The organism is Streptomyces sp. SD15 (genome assembly GCF_054462255.1).
This window is the reverse complement of record NZ_JBTLMO010000039.1, coordinates 66312-82927: the sequence shown is the minus strand read 5'-3', so window position 1 is coordinate 82927 and position 16616 is coordinate 66312. Positions and strand designations below refer to the sequence as shown.

General features: G+C 68.0%; 12 protein-coding genes and 1 pseudogene. 3 read left to right on the top strand and 10 right to left on the bottom strand.

Annotated features, from left to right (window positions below):
* Nucleotides 1–71 precede the first annotated feature (71 nt).
* From ACX28W_RS31535 to ACX28W_RS31525, 3 genes are all read right to left on the bottom strand, one after another.
* Nucleotides 72–1028: an SDR family NAD(P)-dependent oxidoreductase gene (locus ACX28W_RS31535; protein WP_459003252.1), complete on the bottom strand. Its 957-nt coding sequence runs from the start codon at nt 1026–1028 to the stop codon at nt 72–74.
* A gap of 111 nt (nt 1029–1139) precedes the next feature.
* Entirely contained in the window at nt 1140–2027 is an 888-nt protein-coding gene (locus tag ACX28W_RS31530) for an MBL fold metallo-hydrolase (protein ID WP_459003250.1), read from the bottom strand.
* Between the two features lie 99 nt (nt 2028–2126).
* Complete coding sequence (locus ACX28W_RS31525; RefSeq protein ID WP_459003249.1) at nt 2127–3110, bottom strand: aldo/keto reductase; 984 nt, start codon at nt 3108–3110, stop codon at nt 2127–2129.
* A 100-nt stretch (nt 3111–3210) separates the two neighbouring features.
* Between ACX28W_RS31525 and ACX28W_RS31520 the strand changes: the two genes are divergently transcribed.
* On the top strand, nt 3211–3798 hold the full coding sequence (locus tag ACX28W_RS31520) for a TetR family transcriptional regulator (RefSeq protein ID WP_459003248.1): 588 nt from the start codon (nt 3211–3213) through the stop codon (nt 3796–3798).
* 112 nt (nt 3799–3910) lie between these two features.
* On the opposite strand, the gene ACX28W_RS31515 is transcribed toward ACX28W_RS31520, so the two are convergent.
* The 3 genes and pseudogenes from ACX28W_RS31515 to ACX28W_RS31505 all read right to left on the bottom strand — a co-directional run bounded on the left by ACX28W_RS31515 (nt 3911) and on the right by ACX28W_RS31505 (nt 7893).
* Nucleotides 3911–4348, bottom strand: coding sequence for an AMP-binding enzyme (locus tag ACX28W_RS31515; RefSeq protein WP_459003259.1), 438 nt, complete (start codon nt 4346–4348; stop codon nt 3911–3913).
* Nucleotides 4346–5392 (bottom strand): annotated as a pseudogene (locus tag ACX28W_RS31510) (AMP-binding protein); the annotation flags it as partial. The gene ACX28W_RS31515 and the pseudogene ACX28W_RS31510, both read right to left, overlap by 3 nt.
* 14 nt (nt 5393–5406) lie before the next feature.
* A complete protein-coding gene (locus ACX28W_RS31505) occupies nt 5407–7893 on the bottom strand; it encodes a SpoIIE family protein phosphatase (protein ID WP_459003246.1) in 2487 nt (828 codons plus the stop codon).
* Between the two features lie 290 nt (nt 7894–8183).
* Here ACX28W_RS31505 and ACX28W_RS31500 point away from each other — a divergent pair, with 290 nt between their 5' ends.
* Nucleotides 8184–9446, top strand: coding sequence for a PucR family transcriptional regulator (locus tag ACX28W_RS31500; protein ID WP_459003244.1), 1263 nt, complete (start codon nt 8184–8186; stop codon nt 9444–9446).
* A 190-nt stretch (nt 9447–9636) separates the two neighbouring features.
* On the opposite strand, the gene mdlC is transcribed toward ACX28W_RS31500, so the two are convergent.
* The 4 genes from mdlC to ACX28W_RS31480 form a co-directional block, all read right to left on the bottom strand.
* The gene (gene mdlC, locus ACX28W_RS31495; RefSeq protein WP_459003243.1) at nt 9637–11247 is read right to left on the bottom strand and encodes a benzoylformate decarboxylase; all 1611 of its coding nucleotides are present in this window, start codon (nt 11245–11247) and stop codon (nt 9637–9639) included.
* A gap of 92 nt (nt 11248–11339) precedes the next feature.
* Nucleotides 11340–12119, bottom strand: a complete 780-nt coding sequence (locus ACX28W_RS31490; RefSeq protein WP_459003242.1) for a crotonase/enoyl-CoA hydratase family protein — start codon at nt 12117–12119, stop codon at nt 11340–11342.
* Between the two features lie 42 nt (nt 12120–12161).
* On the bottom strand, nt 12162–13379 hold the full coding sequence (locus ACX28W_RS31485) for a CaiB/BaiF CoA transferase family protein (protein WP_459003240.1): 1218 nt from the start codon (nt 13377–13379) through the stop codon (nt 12162–12164).
* 82 nt (nt 13380–13461) lie between these two features.
* Nucleotides 13462–14751 carry an acyl-CoA dehydrogenase family protein gene (locus ACX28W_RS31480; RefSeq protein WP_459003239.1) on the bottom strand — a complete coding sequence of 430 codons (1290 nt, stop codon included), beginning with the start codon at nt 14749–14751 and terminating at the stop codon, nt 13462–13464.
* Nucleotides 14752–14976: 225 nt separating this feature from the next.
* Between ACX28W_RS31480 and ACX28W_RS31475 the strand changes: the two genes are divergently transcribed.
* Nucleotides 14977–16404, top strand: a complete 1428-nt coding sequence (locus ACX28W_RS31475) for a cytochrome P450 family protein (RefSeq protein WP_459003237.1) — start codon at nt 14977–14979, stop codon at nt 16402–16404.
* Nucleotides 16405–16616: the final 212 nt, after the last annotated feature.

Here is a 16616-nt window from a genome sequence, read left to right as displayed (position 1 = left end):
GGCAACCGACGACAACGCCGCAGATCGGCGTGCCGGACCCCGCGTCTCCGGCATGATCCGCCGGACAGGCCCTAGCGGACGAGAGCCTCGGACACGGCCCACAGCCGGGCCGCGTTCTCCCGATCCAGGGCGTACGGCGCGACGCCGGCAACGGCACCGGCTCGCTCGGCGACCGGCTTGGCCTCGGCACAGTCCTCGAAATAGCGGCCGGTGATGCCCTCGACAGTCGGCGATGCGGCCAACAGCACCGAGGTCGCGGCGCCCTGCTCCACAGTCTTCTGCGGTGGCAGTGCGAGTTCGCCCGAGGCGATGAAGTCGGCCACCTGTTGCATGTCCATGTGCCGGGCCAGGGACGTGTCCGCGATGTTGCCCGGCATCAGCGCGTTGGCGGTGATGCCGTCGTCGGCCCATCGCTCGGCGGCGCCGACGGCGAACAGGGCGTTGGCGGTCTTCGACTGCCCGTAGGAGGTCCAGGGGTCGTAGGGGCGGAAGCGGTAGTCCAGGTCGTCGAAGACGACCGGTGAGAAGAGGTGGCCGATGGAACTCACCGAGACGATCCGTGCGCCGTCCGCCGCCGCGAGTGCCGGGTGGAGGCCGACGGCGAGGGCGAAGTGGCCCAGGTGGTTGACGCCGAACTGCGTTTCCCGGCCGTGAGGTGTGCGGGTGAGTTCCGGCGGGGCCATCACTCCGGCATTGTTGACCAGGATGTGCAACGGGCCGTGCCAGGCCGCCACGAACGCCGCGACCGTCGACCGGTCGGCCAGGTCGAGCCGCCCCACTGTCAACTGTCCTGATTCGGGCGGCAGTTCTGCCTCCAGGCGCGCCGCCACGCGGGCGCCCGCGTCGGTGTCCCGCACGGCCAGGGTGACGTCGGCGCCGGCCGCGGCGAGCGCGCGGGCCGTCTCCACCCCGATTCCGGAACTGGCTCCGGTCACCACGGCCCGGCGGCCGTGCAGGTCGACGCCGTTGATTACCTCGGCGGCGGTGGTGCTTGCCCCGAACGTGTGGGGCGTCTGAGGAACGGACATGAAGTGAGTCTCCTGAATTGAGCGACTTGAGCGACTGAATTAAGCGACTTGAGCGACTTGAGCGACTTGAGAAAACCGAGGGCCGCACCCGGGACGGCAGGTCTGGTCGGCTTACCGGGAAGACGGCGAGCCGCCGACGGGAGTCCACGCGTGCGCGTCGCCCACCGACGTGACACTGCCGAACACGTCGTCCGTGAAGTGCCCGGCGGCGATCACGGTGTCCGGCCGCTGGAGCACGTGGTCGCGCACCGCTCGGGCCTGGTCCGCAGCGACGTCGGAGGAGAACACCAGGGCGGGGTCGCCGACCTGAGCCGGGGAGTGAAGGATGTCTCCCACGATGCAGACCGATTCGGTGCTGCCGCCCGACGGGTCCCGCACGACGATCGCCAGGTGTCCGGGGGTATGACCTGGTGTGGCCTCGACGGTCACCCCGGGCGCGATGCTGTCGCCGCTCCTTACGAACTCGACGACGCCTTCGAGCGGCTTGAGCACTGCCTCGGCGTCCGGTCCGCCCATGGTCGCCGTCCTGGTCGACCAGTACTGCCACTCGTCTTCCGACATGAGATGGCGTGCCCGGGCGAAGGTGAGGCCCGTGGGCGAGTCCGTCGCGGGCGCGTTCGGGAGCGGCGCGACATCGCTGGTCCAGCCGACGTGATCGAGGTGCAGATGGGTGTACACCACCGTGTCGATGTCGTCGGTGGACAGTCCTTCCGCGGCGAGGCTCTGCAGCAGCGAACCGCCCTTGAGCTGTGCGACGCCGGGCACGTCCACGTCGATCTTCCCTACGGCCAGATCCACGAGAATCCTCTGGTCCCCGGCGCGTATCAGGAAGGATCCGAACGAGAGGATGAGCTGCCCGTCTTCGAGGAAGCCGGGGCGCGTCGTCCAGTCCACGCCGGGAAACAGGACGTCTGGATTGTGTGCGCCGAAACCGTCGGGGAGATAGGTGATCGTCGTTCCGCCGATGGTGATCTGGGACCGGGTGGCCGGCTGGGGCATGGGGGCCTTTCGAGACGTGGGGGGCTTGGGGGCTTGTGCGTGTGGGGGGCGGGGTTGTTCTGGCCCCGCGAGGGGATCGCGTGAGGCGCCGGCCGGCTCTCAGCCGTTGAGCGTCCCCATCTGCTCGGGTGCGTAGCGGTCGCCGGCGACCACGCCGTGCGGGGCGACCGCCTCGATCGCCGCGATGTCGGCGGCGGTCAGGGTCACCTCGGTCGCGGCGACGTTCTCCTCGAGGTAGCGGCGGCGCTTGGTGCCGGGGATGGAGACGGCGCCTTGGTGCTGGACCCAGGCGAGCGCCAGCTGGGAGGGCGTGACGTTCTTGTCGGACGCGATGCGGCGGACCTCACGCACGACGTCCAGGTTGCGGTCGAAGTTCTCGCCCTGGAACCGGGGGTCGGTCCGGCGCCAGTCGTCCTCGGCGAAGTCGTCGGGGCTGGTGATCGCGCCGGACAGGAAGCCGCGCCCCAGCGGGGAGTAGGCGACCAGGCCGATTCCCAGCTCCTGCAGCGCATCGCGCACCCCGTTCTGCTCGATGCCGCGCTCGAAGAGCGAGTACTCGGTCTGGACGGCGGCGATCGGGTGTACGGCGTGGGCACGCCGGATGGTCCGCGCGGAGGCCTCGGACAGGCCGATGTGGCGGATCTTGCCTTCGGTGACCAGCTCGGCCAGGGCGCCGACGGTTTCCTCGATGGGCACCTGGGGGTCGATGCGGTGCAGGTAGTACAGGTCGACGTAGTCGGTGCCCAGGTGCCGCAGGGAGCGTTCGAGAGCCTGGCGTACGTACTCGGGTCGGCCGTTGAGGCCGAGCACACGACCGTCGTCGGTGATCTCGACGCCGGTCTTGGTCGCGACCACGGCGGCCTCCCGGCGCCCTGCCAGCGCCTTGCCGAGAAGCTGCTCATTGACGAAGGGGCCGTAGCTCTCGGCGGTGTCCAGCAGGGTGACGCCGAGCTCCAGGGCGCGGTCGACGGTGGCCAGCGACTCGGTCTCGTCGGCGGCGCCGTAGAACACGCTCATACCCATGCAGCCGAGGCCTTGGACGCCGACGGTCAGGCCCTGGCCGCCCAGTGTGCGCTGTTCCATGATGGTTCCTCATTCCGTAACTAACTGGATAGATACATTACCGTAGACCCGCGAGCCACCCATGTCAATAACTAGATAGTTACTTGCTATGGTGGCACGCATGCCACGGGATTCCAGCGCCACCAAGGCCCGGCTGCTCGACGCCGCCTTCACCGAATTCGCCGCCTACGGCATCGCCGGTGCCCGAGTGGACCGGATCGCGGAGGCCGCGGGGGCGAACAAGCGGCTGATCTACGCCTACTTCGGCAACAAGGAGCAGTTGTTCGACGAGGTTTTGCAACGCGCGATGACGGCGGGCGCCGAGTCGGTGCCGTTCGACGTCGAGGACCTGCCCGGATACGCAGGTGCGATCTTCGACCACCTCGTCGCCCGGCCGGACCTGATGCGCCTGCGCCTATGGAAACTGCTGGAGCGCCCCTCCGCCACCGGACTCGAACCGGACGCCTTCCGACGCAAGGCCGCCGAAGTGGCCGACGCGCAGCAGCGTGGCGAGGTCGCCCAGGAGATGGAGCCTGCCGATCTCCTGACCATGGTTCTTGCCGCGGCCCAGGCGTGGTTCTGGGCCGCCGAGGGCGTCGACCCCGAGGAGGTCAGCCGGTCCTGGTCGCCGCAGCGGCTGGCCCTGCACCGCTCGGCGGTCGTCGAGGCCGCCCGCCGGATGAGCGAGCCGAAGACCGCCGGCGAGTAGCAGCCCAGCCACCCGCCGGTTGACCGCCGCCGCAGAAGCTTGGTCTTCCGTCAGCGAGGAAGGCACCGGCTCGGGCGTCGGAAGATCGCAGACCCGTCCCGCCCCAGGCGCCTCATCGCCTGCCCGGCTCGGGCGGCGGGACGATCTCCCGCTTGAGGATCTTGCCGGTGGGTCCCTTCGGCAGCGCGTCCACGATCCATACCTTCCGCGGATACTTGTAGGCGGCGACCTGATGCTTGACGTACTCACGCAGTTCCTCGGCTGTCGTTCGGGCGCCCGGCTCGAGAACGACCGCCGCCCCGACCTCCTCACCGAGATCGGGGTTGGGGAGGCCGATGACCGCGGCGTCGGCGACCGCTGGATGCTCGTACAGCACGTCTTCGACTTCGCGGGGGTACACGTTGTACCCGCCCCGAATGATCACGTCCTTCTTCCGTCCGACGATCCAGAAGTAGCCGTCCTGGTCGACCCGGCCGAGGTCGCCGGTATGGAGCCAACCGTCCCGGATCGCGGCGGCGGTCTCCTCGGGGCGCTGCCAGTACCGCTTCATCACGTTGTGCCCGCGGATCACGATCTCGCCGGTTTCCCCGTGCGGTGCCTGCGTGCCGTTGTCGACCACCCGCATCTCGACGCCTCGGATCGGGGTGCCGACCGAACCGGGCCTGGGTCCGGCCCGCAGGGTGTTGAACGAGGCGACGGGCGAGGTCTCCGACAGCCCATACCCTTCGAGCACGGGGCAGTGGAACGCGGCCTGGAAGTCGTGCAGCACCTGGACCGGCATCGCCGCGCCGCCGGAGAGGGACACACGCAGCCGGGGGTGGTCGTACGCGTCCCGGTCGGGCTGCTCCAACAGCCTGCTGAACACCGTCGGCACCCCGGCGAAGACGGTCACCCCGTGCTCGCCGAGGATTTCCAGTGCCTTCCGGGCGTCGAAGCGCGGTAGCAGCGTGAGGCACGCGCCGGCGGCGACGGCGGCGTTGAGAGTGCAGGTCTGTCCGAACGCGTGGAACAGTGGCAGCCCACCGAAGATCACATCCTCGGCGGTGAGCTGGAGCAGCTCGGTGGCCACGATGTCGCGGTTGCGGGTGAGGTTGGCGTGGGTCAGTTCGGCGCCCTTCGGCTGACCGGTCGTCCCCGAGGTGTACAGGATCACCGCTGTGTCGTCCTAGTGCCGGTCGGTCAGGTCCTCGACGGGTGGGGCGGACACCAGCAGCTCGTCGAATGCGTCGGGACTGACGACGACCGCCTCGGCCTCGACCTGCTGCGCACCGGCCCGTGCCTCGTCGGCGAAGGCGTGCCAGGCGAACAGGAGCCGGGCGCCCGAGTCGCCGAGGTAGCAGGCGACCTCGCGGGACTTGAGCAGGGGGTTCATCGGGACGACGATGCCGCCGGCCCGGAGTACGCCGTAGTAGGCGAGGGCGAACTCGGGCACGTTGGGCAGCATGATCGCGACTCGGTCGCCGGGCTTCACGCCACGGTCTTGGAGCAGTCCGGCCATGCGGGCACTGCCCTGGTCGAGCGTGCGATAGGACACGGCGGCGTCCCCGAGACGGATCGCGGCGCGATCCGGATGAATCCGAGCGCTGCTCACCATGTGGGATGCGAGGTTCATGTCAGCTCCTTTCCTCGACTTTCTGGGTCTTTCGGCCACGCAGCCCCAGCGGGTTGGGGAGGGATGCCGCTGTCGCTCTCGCCCTCGACGCGACGGGGCAGATCTTGTTCCGCCCAGACGACCTTGCCGCCCGCTGTCCAGCGGCAGCCCCAGCTACGCGACAGCTGGGAGACGAGGAGGATGCCGCGGCCGTACTCGTCGGTGCAGCGCGTGTGGCAAAGGCGTGGGAAGGACCTGCTGGCATCGGATACTTCGCAGGTCAGCAGGCGGTGCTTGATCAGACGCAGGGCCACGGGGCCGGCGCCGTGACGGATCGCGTTGGTGACCAGCTCGCTGGCGATCAGCTCCGTGTCTGTGATCAGGCTCTCCAACCCCCACAGGGTCAGTTGCCGGGCCACCAAGCTGCGGGCACTGCTGACGACGGCCGGGTCCCGGGGCAGGTCCCAGGCCACGGTCTGGCACGGATTCAACACACGGGTCCGGGCCAGGAGCAGGGTGACGTCGTCGGATGGTGACTGGGTCGGCAGTGTCTCGATCACTGAGGAGCAGAGGTCGTCCAGGGGCCGGCGGGGCTGGGCTGCCAGGGTGGCGCCCAGTTGCCGCATTCCGACGTCGATGTCCCGGTCGCGGGTCTCGACCAGGCCGTCGGTGTAGAGGGCGAGCAGGGTCCCCTCGGGCACTTCCATCTCCACGGCTTCGAAGGGGACCGAGCCGACGCCGAGTGGGGCTCCGGTGGGGAGGTCGGGGAACGTGACCTTTCCCTGCGGGTCGACGACAGCGGGCGGAGGGTGGCCGGCCCGAGCCATCGTGCACCGCCGGGTGACCGGGTCGTAGACGATGTAGAGACAGGTGGCGCCGATGACCATGGGGCCGCCGTCCCCGGCGGCGTCGTCTTCCTCTGCCTGGCGCCGGACCGTGTCATCGAGGTGGGACAGCAGGTCGTCGGGGGGCAAGTCCATGTCCGCCAGCGTGCGTACGGCCGTTCGGAACCTTCCCATGGTCGCTGCGGCGTTGATGCCATGCCCGACCACATCTCCGACAACAAGCGCCACCCGGGCGCCGGACAACGGGATCACATCGAACCAGTCGCCTCCGACGCCGCTGTTCACGTCGGCCGGCAGGTAGCGCGAGGCCGCCTCGATCGCCGCGCTGTCCCTCAAGCCGTTCGGAAGCAGCTTGCGTTGAAGAGCGAGGGCCGCCGTGTGCTCGCGGGTGTATTGGCGAGCGTTGTCCAGTGACAGTGCGGCCCTGGTGACCAGTTCCTCGGCAAGGAGCAGGTCATCCTCCTGGAACGGCATCGGTTCCTCGGTACGGATGAACAAGGCCACACCCAGCGTGGCGTGCCTCGCACGGATGGGGACGAGCATCATGGAGTGCATCCCGTTTTCACCAATGGACTGCGCCCGCGCGGGGTCGTTGTCGACCCATGTGCCAGGAGAGGTGTTCAGGATGGGTTGCAGGTGAGAGGTGCCGGAGGAGAGCACACTGATCCAGGGTGAGGTCGGCGGGACGAAGATCGGCTCGCCGCGTGCCCACGGCGATTCGGGAGTCCCCGGGTGGATCGAGGCCAGGCCGGCGCGGCGAAAGGCCGGACTGCGCTGCCCCATCGGGTTGATGAGGGGGGCGGGTTCGCCACCGAGCGGGACGAACTCCGCCAGATCGACGACGGCGTAGTCAGCCAGGAGGGGTACGGCGAGGTCGGCCAGTTCCTGGCTGGTCTGCATCACGTCCAGGGTGCTGCCTATCCGGGTGCTGGCCTCGCTGAGGATGGCGAGGCGCTCGCGGGCCCGCCGGTTGCCGGTGACATCCACGCTCATGGAGCACACCCCCAGTGACCGGCCATCGGCGTCGCTCAGGCAGAAGAAAGAGGCCGCGAAGGCGTGCTCCCGGCGCTGATCCGCCGGCGGCCATGCCCGGTATTCATGGACCGCGGTCTGGCCGCTGCTCAGCACCTGGCGCATCACCGCTTCGAGCGCCTCGGATTCGAGGCCGGGCAGCGAGTCCGGGAGGCGCCGTCCGAGCCGCTTGTCACGAGGGACGCCGTCCTGAAGTTCGCTGACATCGTTCACCCAGGCGCAGCGCAGTTCCAAGTCACGCACCACGATGCCGATCGGTGTGCGGGTGAGAAGCGACTCCCGCACCGATCCTGCGACCTCCACCGCGGAAAGCGCGGCGATATCGGTGCCGGAGACGAGCCAGTGGACTGCTCCCTCGCGCCCCCACAACAGCGAGACACGCAGGCTCACATGAAGGGTGTGGCCATCGCGGTGATGGACCGTCGCTGTGCCGGACCAGCCGCCCCGGGCGCGGCGCTGCTCGCTGGCCGCCCATTCTTGCAGTGCGTTCTGGAGAAAGGGCAGCACGAACCAGGCGGGCCGGCCCACCACCTCGCCGGCCGCGTAACCGACAAGCCGCTGCGCGGTGTTCGTCCAACCGACCACCGTCCCCTCGCCGTCGATCATCGCAATCGCAGAGTCGGGCACATCTTCAACACCTCGGACAATATTGATCAAGGCCGATCACCCCTAGGACGTTTCCGAAGAACGGATTGAAGGCGAGTCGATCCCCCAGATCTCGCGCCGGAGGGTCCAGTCAGTAACCAGAGGCTAGGCGTGGACCGCACGACAACCGCTGGGCCCGCAATACGACCTTCGGGTTGGACTTGGTGCCGATGGACCATTCCGCAGGCAGTAACCGCACAAGCTTGCCGAAGTCCGGCCTATCGTGTCCCGCAGAAGCAGATAGATCACGAACCACTCTGTACGATTGAGGTATGGCTGCGGAGCATCCAGAGGCCGCAAAACAACTGTCCGTGGTCGCGGAGAACGTAGGGTCACACCTTTCGGATCTCGGCCACGACATAGAGGAGTACGTTCTTTCCGAGATCTCGGAGATCAGGGGCGACGCAACCCTCATTAAAATCCTGCAGGCGAGCATCGCGGAAAATGCCGCCACGTTGCTGCACGTCTTCGAGAACGAAATTCCTCTGGACAAGATCGAGGGGCCTGCGGCTGCTCTTGAGTACGCCAGGAGGCTGGCGCAGAGGGACATCCCCCTCAGCACGCTGATCAGGGCCCACAGAATGGGCAACTGGCGTTTTCTGCAGTGGTGCCTGGACGAACTCAACCGACAGGACGCCGACAACGAGCTCTCCACCGCGACCACTCGGCGCATGCTGCAGATGAGCTTCGGTTACAACGACCGGGTCACCGAGCATGTCATCGCGGCCTACCAACAGGAACGCGATCACTGGCTGCTCAGCCAGACCGCCGCGCGCGCCGCGCGCGTGCGCGACATCCTCACCGAGGAGAACGTCGACCTCAACTGGGCTGAACCAGCCCTTGGTTACCGGCTCCGGCAGAACCACCTCGGGCTGGTGGCCTGGTTGCCCACGCTGACGGGTGGGGGTGAGGGACTTGCTCGACTCGACCGGATCACCCAGGAGATCGGCCGGGAGCTCGGCTGCCCCGCCAGGCCGCTGTTCGTCCCCCGGGACGCAGTCCTGTCCTGGGCCTGGCTGCCGTTCGGCTCGCGCAACGACGTCTCCTGGGAACAGATTTCACATGTGGTCGAGCGCAGCGATCCTCCCGTGCACGTATGCACTGGAAACGTCGGGTGCGGCATCGAGGGATTCCGCTCCACACATCGGCAGGCAGTGCGCACGCAGGAACTTGCGGCAGTGGCCAGTCCAGTCCCCCAGTTCACAAACTTCTCCCATGTCGGTCCCATTGCCTTGATGGCTACGAACGTCGGCGACATGCGCGCTTGGGTGTGGGGAGTCCTGGGTCCGTTGGCCGTCGATGACGAGAACAGCGCACGACTCCGGGAGACCGTGCAGATATTCCTGGGCACCGGCTGCAGTTACACCGCCACCGCCAGCGCTCAAATTCTCCACAAGAACACCGTGCAGTACCGCATCCGGAAAGCCGAGGAAATCCTTGGATGCTCCGTCCAGCAAGAGCACACCGATCTGGAAGTCGCACTGCTCGCCGTTGGGTACCTCGGCTCGACGCTCCTTCGCGTCAGCCCCGCATGAAATGCATCGGTGATCCCGTACTGGCGATGTGGGCGGGCAGCGGGCCGGCCACGCGAATGGCCGGGGCGCCCAACTCGTTCGAGAGGCTTTGGCATAGCCGCCCGTGCCCGCCGGAAGACATGGGGGACGCACCGCGCCCTGGAAGACCGACTCGAAGGCGTCACTATCGGATCGTGCGGGCGCCCGTGCCCTACAACATGGCTTTCTGGGGCTGTGTGGGGACCACGATGACCGTGGTGGTGTCGGCGGTCAGGGCCGCCTTGAACTCCCGCTCCAGATCCTCGGTGGTCTCCACGTCGACCGCTCGGCATCCGAAGCCGCGGGCCACGGAGGCGATGTCGAGCCCCGGCAGGTCGAGCCCCGGAACGCCTGGCGTTTCCTCGAGTACCGCGAACGACTTGAGGATGGAGTACTCCTGGTTACGCATGACCACATACACGATCGGGAGGTTGTGCTGGGCCGCCGTCCAGATGGCCTGCACGGAGTACTGGAAGGAGCCGTCGCCGATCAGGCCGACCACCGGACGTTCGACTCCCCTGTCCCGGTCGCCGAGCGCGACGCCCACCGCAGCCGGGGTGCCCCAGCCGATCCCTCCGCTGGCCGTGGCGAAGAACGATCCGGTCCTGACCGTCGGAAGCCACTCGACCTGCTGCGCCATCGTGGAGGTCGATTCGTTGACAATGACCGCGTCCGGCGGCCTGACCCTGCTCAGGGTGGCATAGACCTTCGGCGGGGTGAGCGGACTGTTCGGCTCCTGCGGCAGCTCACGGGGCCGCGCCATCGGCTCCGGAGCGGTCCGCGCGGATCCCTCCGCGACCATGCCCAGGAGCAGCTCGATCGCCGTCGCGGGATCGCCCAGGAGGCTGTCGCCCACACGCGCCGCCGCGGCAACCCCCGGATCGCCGGTGATCTGCAGGAGTTCCGTGCCTTCGGGGAGGTAGTCGCCGGGCACGTAGGGGTAGTACCGGAACACCTCCGCGCCGATCACGACCACCAGGTCGTGCCCCGCCAGCCGGTCGCCGACGGTCTTCACCGACATCCCGAGCGGGCCGCGGAAGAGGGGGTGGTCCTCCGGGAAGGAGGCGCGGTCCAGCAGCGGGGCGCCGTAAACGGAAGCGCGCAGCTTCTCCGCCAGGGCAACGGCCGCGTCCCAGCCGCCGCAGCGGTCGACCTCCGGGCCGAAGACCAGCGCGGGACGACGGCTTGCGGAGATGCGATCGGCGAACAGCCGCAGGCGCTGCGAGTCGGGGACGACCCGGTCGCTGACGGTCCGGATCCGGGTGAATCCGGACAGCGGCCGCTTCCAGTCGTCCATGGGAATCGACAGATACACCGGTCCCGCCGGCGGCTGCAACGCCTCCGCGTAGGCCCGCATGAAGGCCTCGGGGACGTCTTCGGCGCGGGCCGGCTCATAGGACCATTTCACCCACGGCTTCAGCAGCGTGGTGGACTCCCGGTTGCCGAGATACGGCTCCCCGATCACCAGTTCACGGTGCTGCTGTCCCGAAGTGATGATCAGGGGCGTGTTTCCGTGGTGGGCCGCTATCAGGCTTCCCATGGCGTTGCCCGGACCGGCCGCGGAGTGCACGTTGACCAGTGCCGGGCGCCGCGTGACCTGCGCGAAGGCGTCGGCCATCGCCATGACGGAGGCCTCCTGCAGCGCCAGTACGTAGGTGAAATCCGCCGGGAAATCCTGCAGGAACGTCTGCTCGGTGGAGCCGGGATTGCCGAAGACCGTGGTGAGGCGGAGAGTCCGCAGCAGATCGTAGGTCACGCTTCGGACGGTGGGTTGCTCGGTCATCGTTGGTCGTCCTTTCTTGCGGTGCGGAGGTGGCTGTGCTTGCGGGCGGCCCTGGGCGGGGGCCCGCAAGCACCTGTCGGGCGGGGCTGATGTCAGCGGCCCTGCCAGTGCGGTGGGCGCCTTTCCGCGAAGGCGTGGGCGCCCTCCTGCGCGTCGTGGGACGCCAGAACCGGTGCGACGATCCGGTCCTGCTCGACGAAGGCGTCCTGGTCGCTGAACGCTCGCCGCTCGTTGACGACCCGTTTGACGGCTGCCACGGCCAGGGGCGCGTTGTGCGCCACAAGTGCGGCGAGTTCCAGGGCCCGCTTCAGGGCCTGGCCCGGTTCTGTGAGGTAGTTGACCAGGCCGAATCGCTCGGCCCGCTCGGCGGGCAGAGGCTCGCCGGTGAGCAGAAGCTCCAGGGCGATGTTGCGCGGGATGCGCTCGGGCAGGCGCACCATGCCTCCTTCGGGCGGCACGATGCCGTAGTGGACCTCGGTCTGGCCGAAGGTGGCGTTCCGCGCGGCCACGATCATGTCGCAGGCGAGCGCCATCTCGGTTCCACCGCCCAGCGCATAGCCCTCGACGGCGGCGATGAGCGGGGTCTTGATCTGGGCGCGTGTGATGCCGGCGAAGCCCCGTCCTTCGACGATGGGCGTGTCTCCGGCCGCGAAGGCCTTGAGGTCCATGCCCGCACTGAAGACACCGTTGGCCCCACTGATGATGCCGACCCTGAGGTCGTCGCGGGACTCCAGGCGGTCGACGGCAGCCGCCAGGGCCCTGGCGGTGGCCCCGTCGATGGCGTTGCGGGCCTTCGGCCGGTCGATCGTGATCACGAAGATGCCGTCGTTATCCTCAGTCCGTACGGTCGGCGTGTCCGTGGCCGTGGTCATGATGGTGTTTCCCTTCTTCTCTCGCGCTGCTGAGCTGCGGCTTCAGACGACGGCTTCGGCCTTGCGCAGCTCCTCGATTCCTGCGGCGTCGAAGCCGAGGTCGCGGAGCACGGACTCGGTGTGTTCACCCAGATCGGGGGCAGGGCCCGGACGGACCTTCTGTTCCTGGTCCAGCCGGACGGGGCTGTCGATGGTCAGGTGCGGCTCGTCGCTGCCGTCGTCGATCGGTACGAACACCCGGTTGGCGAGGAGCTGAGGGTCGTGGGCGCACTCTTCGAGCGTCTGGACGACTCCGTACGTGAGGCCCGCGGTGTCGAGCACCTCGCGCCACTCGGCCAGGGAGCGAGTCGCGAATGTCTTGTCCAGCAGGGCAACGATCTCGGCGGCGTGGGCGCGGCGGCTCGGAGTGTCGGCGTAGCGCGGGTTCTCCGCCGCCTCGGGATGACCGATGGCCTTGAGGAAGGGCGGTACCTGCTTGTCCTCGTTGACGAAGACGAGGACGATCCAGCGGTCGTCTGCCGTGCGGTACATGTTCCCGAGCGCGTTGGGCGGGTCGGACCGGTCGATGGGTCGGGGGGGCTTCGCCCCGACCAGTACGGCTTGCAGCCACATGCTCGCCGCCCAGGCGCCTTCGGCGAGCAGCGAGGCCGTGACGCGTGCGCCCTGGCCGGTCCTCTCCCGCCGGTACAGCGCGGTCATGATCCCGGCGAACAGGGTGATCGCCGTGGAGTGATCGCCCGATCCGAACGCGTTCATGGCCGGTGGCACGTCCCTTTGGCGTGTGAGGTCCATCAGGCCGCTGCGCGCCCAGTACGCCGTCACGTCGAAGCCGGGCAGATTCGCGTCCGGACCTTCTTCGCCGAAGCCGGTGACATCGGCGTAGATCAGCCGGGGATTGAGGGAGGCCAGAGCGTCGTACTCCAGGCCCAGCTTCTCGCGCGTCCGCGGCGGGAAGTTGGTCACCAGCACATCGGCCCACCGCACCAGACTCTCGAGCACGGGCCGGGCGCCGGGCGACTTGAGGTTGAGCGCGATGCTGCGCTTGTTGCGGTTGTCCAGCTGCCAGGGGTAGTTGACCCCTTCGACATGGGGGTTGGGAGGGATACGGCTGAGCGAACGGTATGCGTCGCCCACGCGCGGGGGTTCCACCTTGACGACGTCGGCGCCGAAGTCACCGAGGACGGTGGCCGCGGCGGGCCCGGCGATGAAGCTCGCGAGATCGACGACGTGCAGTCCCTCCAGGAGGGGCGTGTTGCTCATGACTACTCCTTGTCTTCCGTGGGGTCGTGCGCGGCGCCCGGGATTGACCCGCTGTCATGGGACGCCGCGATACACGCCGGGGTCAGTGGCTCGGCGCCACAGGCACGAAGGCGTTGTAGCCGGTGATGTCGCGGCCGACGATCAGCGCCTGCACGGTGTCGGTGCCCTCGTACGTGTCGATCGCCTCGATGTCGCAAAGGTGCCGGGCGACGTGGTAATCGAGCAGGATCCCGTTGCCGCCGAGCATGTCGCGGGCGTCGGCGAGGATGGCCCGGGCTCGTTCGGTGTGGTGCATCTTGGCCAGCGCGACCCGGGGCATCGAGTACTCGCCCTCGTCCATGAGCTGGCTGAGTCGGAGCTGCATGCACAGCATGTCGGTGATGTCCGCCAGCATCCGGGAGAGCCGGTACTGGATGAGCTGGAAGGCGGCCAGCGGCATCCCGAACTGCTTGCGCTGCTTGGCGTAGGCCAGAGCCGTCTCGTAGCCCGCGATGGCGGCGCCGATCGACTCCCATGCGACGCAGAAGCGCGAGGCCAGCAGGACTTTCTCGGTGTCGCGGAAGGTGTTCACGTTCGCCAGCCGGTTCTCGGCGGGCACCCGGACGTCGGTGAGGGAGATCTGCGCGTTCTGGACACAGCGCAGAGCCGTCTTGCCCTTGATGACCTGGGCATCGAACCCGGGTGTGCCCTTTTCGACCACGTAGCCGCCCACGTGCCCGTCGTCGCCGCGGGCCCAGATGATCACGTAGTCGGCGAAGGTCGTGTTGCCGATCCACCTCTTGTGGCCGTTGAGGACGTAGGAATCACCGTCCCGGCGTGCGGTCGTCTCCAGCTCGACCACGTCCGTGCCGTGCGCAGGTTCGGTCAGGCCGAAGGCTCCGATCTTCTCCAGGCGCGCCATCGGCGGCAGGAAGCGCTGCTTCTGCTCCTCGGAGCCGAGCAGTGCGATCGACATCATGGCCAGGGCCGAGTGGACCCCCATGAACGTCGAGATGCTCAGATCGCCCCGGGCCAGCTCGAGAATCACCAGGCCGGCCGTCACATTGCTCATCCCCGGGCTGCCGTAGCCGGAAATCTGAAAGCCCGCGATGTCCAGCTGCGCCAGCTTGGGCACCAGCTCGAAGGGGAACTCCGCCCGCTCCCAATACGGGTTGATGATCGGGGCGACCTCCCGGTCCATGAACTCGCGGACCTTCTTCCGCAGGGCCCGCTGCTCGTCGGTGAGCAGGTTGTCCAGCAGGTAGTAGTCGGTGTGCTCCGGTCCGCCCAGTACCGGCGGCTCCACCCCGGACGGCTTTCCGTTGCCGTTCGGGAAAGCGCCGTTCGGCACGGTCCGGCCCGGGTCGACTGCCGTGCCCTGTGTCGCCTTCATATTCCGCTCCTTCCGATCGGGGATCCGATTGCGTCAGTGAGAACGACGCTAGGAGCGAGCAGCGGCACGGCCATTGGGCGCGGAATACTATATTTCATTTTAATTTGGTACCTCTGACCCAATTCGCCCGGTAGTGCCTGCGCGTCAACCTTGCACCACGGCTCGGGGAGAGCCGAGGCGCCGCCTCGGCTGCCCGAGCTGACCCAACGATCAGAGGAAACAAACATGAGCACACCCCACGCATGGGTCGGACTGCTTCCGCCGGCCTTCGACCCGGACTACATCGAGCGCGCCGTGGTGCCCTACCTCTCGAGCAGCGAGTACGTGGGCGAACGGCCCGCACTCCCCATGATCGATCTCGCCCTGAGCAAGGAGAACGCGGCTCCGCCGCACTTTTGGGGCATGCTCTACGACGGGTGGGCGCCCGACCCCAAGGAGGGCACCACGGTCTTCATCACGGGCTACGACCAGCGAGGACCGGACAACGAGCGCAAGAAGATCTACGCTTCGGCGACCACGCCGGACCTCTACGCAGCCAAGTACGCCCCTAAGATCCACGGCTTCCTCGCTCGGCTCTTCGCCGAGACCAACGCCGGCAAGCCGCTGATGCACGAGTACTACCAGAACTACTTCGACCTCTACTGGGACCTCCACCTCGGTGTCACCGGCGAGGCCATCCCGCCCGAGGTGCGGACGATCGGCGTCGGCTTCACCGCCGTCCTCGGCCACTGGTATCCCACCGAGGACCTGGTGCGGGAGAACATCATGCGGGTGCGCGAACTGCGCCCGCGGCTCAAGGAGTGGATCGACCGCCGGGTGCAGGCAGTGATCGACGGCGACGTCCAGGACCCGGAGGGCACTTTCGTCCACTACTGGCTCAAGAACGGCCGAGGGGGCGAGCACTTCCGCCGCGAGGACATCGTCTTCGAGTGCTTCCACAACTTCCTGGCGTTCAGTCAGTGGGGCAACATGCTCTACCGCACCATGGCCCTGCTGGACGCAAGCCATGGCGACCCGGCCGTCAGGTCGTGGTTCGAGCGGACGATGACGAACAGCCCGGACACGGCGGACGGCGGCGCGTTCACCCCACTCGACCGCTACGTGATGGAGCTCTTCCGCACGGTTTCACCGAACGGAGGCAGCCTGTCGACCGTGAGCACCGAACGTGGTGCCGATCCTCGCTCGGGCAGTGTTCTCACCCTGCACCCCTCGGCGAGCCGAGACCCCCGGCACTGGCGCAACCCGGAGGAGTTCGATCCCGACAGGTACCGGGCAGCGCCGACGACCGCCGACAACGCGGAGACGAGAAGCCGCCAAGCCGGGCTCGCGCGCTGTCCTTTCCCACCCACACCGTTCACCGTCATGGACGGCCGCCGGGCAGAGATGACCAACAGCGCTTTCGGAGCCGTGTACGGAGTCGTCGACGGCACCGCGTACCCGGCTTGCGACACGGCCGGTTATGCACCGTTCGGATTCGGCTACCGGCGATGCGGCGGAGAGCAACTGACCACGGAGTTCATCAAGGAGTTCCTGCGCACGGTGTGGAGTCGCGGGATCGAATTCACCACGCTCGACCTTGAGCATTCCGAGAAACTGCCCGTTTCGCCGCGCACAGTCATCGACGACAACATCGGCTTCCGGCAGGGTCCGTGAGAACCACAGCTCGAGGCGCGGATACGCCGGAGTCTGCAACGGCGTATCCGCGCACCTGTGAGAACAACGGGGAGGCTGTTCCGCGCCGGCCCGACCAACCAACAGGCGATCCCGTCGTGTTGCCAGGGCTGTCTGGTCGGTAGCGGGGCAAACGAACGGGGGCCGGGCCGACCGCAAGGCCGTCGCAGCCCCCGCGCGGGTTGCTGTCCCCC

Coding starts and splice junctions, on each gene's coding strand:
- ACX28W_RS31520 (WP_459003248.1), top strand. CDS start 3,211: ATGCCACGGGATTCCAGCGCCACCAAGGCCCGGCTGCTCGACGCCGCC.
- mdlC (WP_459003243.1), bottom strand. CDS start 11,247: ATGACCGAGCAACCCACCGTCCGAAGCGTGACCTACGATCTGCTGCGG.
- ACX28W_RS31530 (WP_459003250.1), bottom strand. CDS start 2,027: ATGCCCCAGCCGGCCACCCGGTCCCAGATCACCATCGGCGGAACGACG.
- ACX28W_RS31475 (WP_459003237.1), top strand. CDS start 14,977: ATGAGCACACCCCACGCATGGGTCGGACTGCTTCCGCCGGCCTTCGAC.
- ACX28W_RS31525 (WP_459003249.1), bottom strand. CDS start 3,110: ATGGAACAGCGCACACTGGGCGGCCAGGGCCTGACCGTCGGCGTCCAA.
- ACX28W_RS31490 (WP_459003242.1), bottom strand. CDS start 12,119: ATGACCACGGCCACGGACACGCCGACCGTACGGACTGAGGATAACGAC.
- ACX28W_RS31535 (WP_459003252.1), bottom strand. CDS start 1,028: ATGTCCGTTCCTCAGACGCCCCACACGTTCGGGGCAAGCACCACCGCC.
- ACX28W_RS31500 (WP_459003244.1), top strand. CDS start 8,184: ATGGCTGCGGAGCATCCAGAGGCCGCAAAACAACTGTCCGTGGTCGCG.
- ACX28W_RS31485 (WP_459003240.1), bottom strand. CDS start 13,379: ATGAGCAACACGCCCCTCCTGGAGGGACTGCACGTCGTCGATCTCGCG.
- ACX28W_RS31515 (WP_459003259.1), bottom strand. CDS start 4,348: ATGAAGCGGTACTGGCAGCGCCCCGAGGAGACCGCCGCCGCGATCCGG.
- ACX28W_RS31480 (WP_459003239.1), bottom strand. CDS start 14,751: ATGAAGGCGACACAGGGCACGGCAGTCGACCCGGGCCGGACCGTGCCG.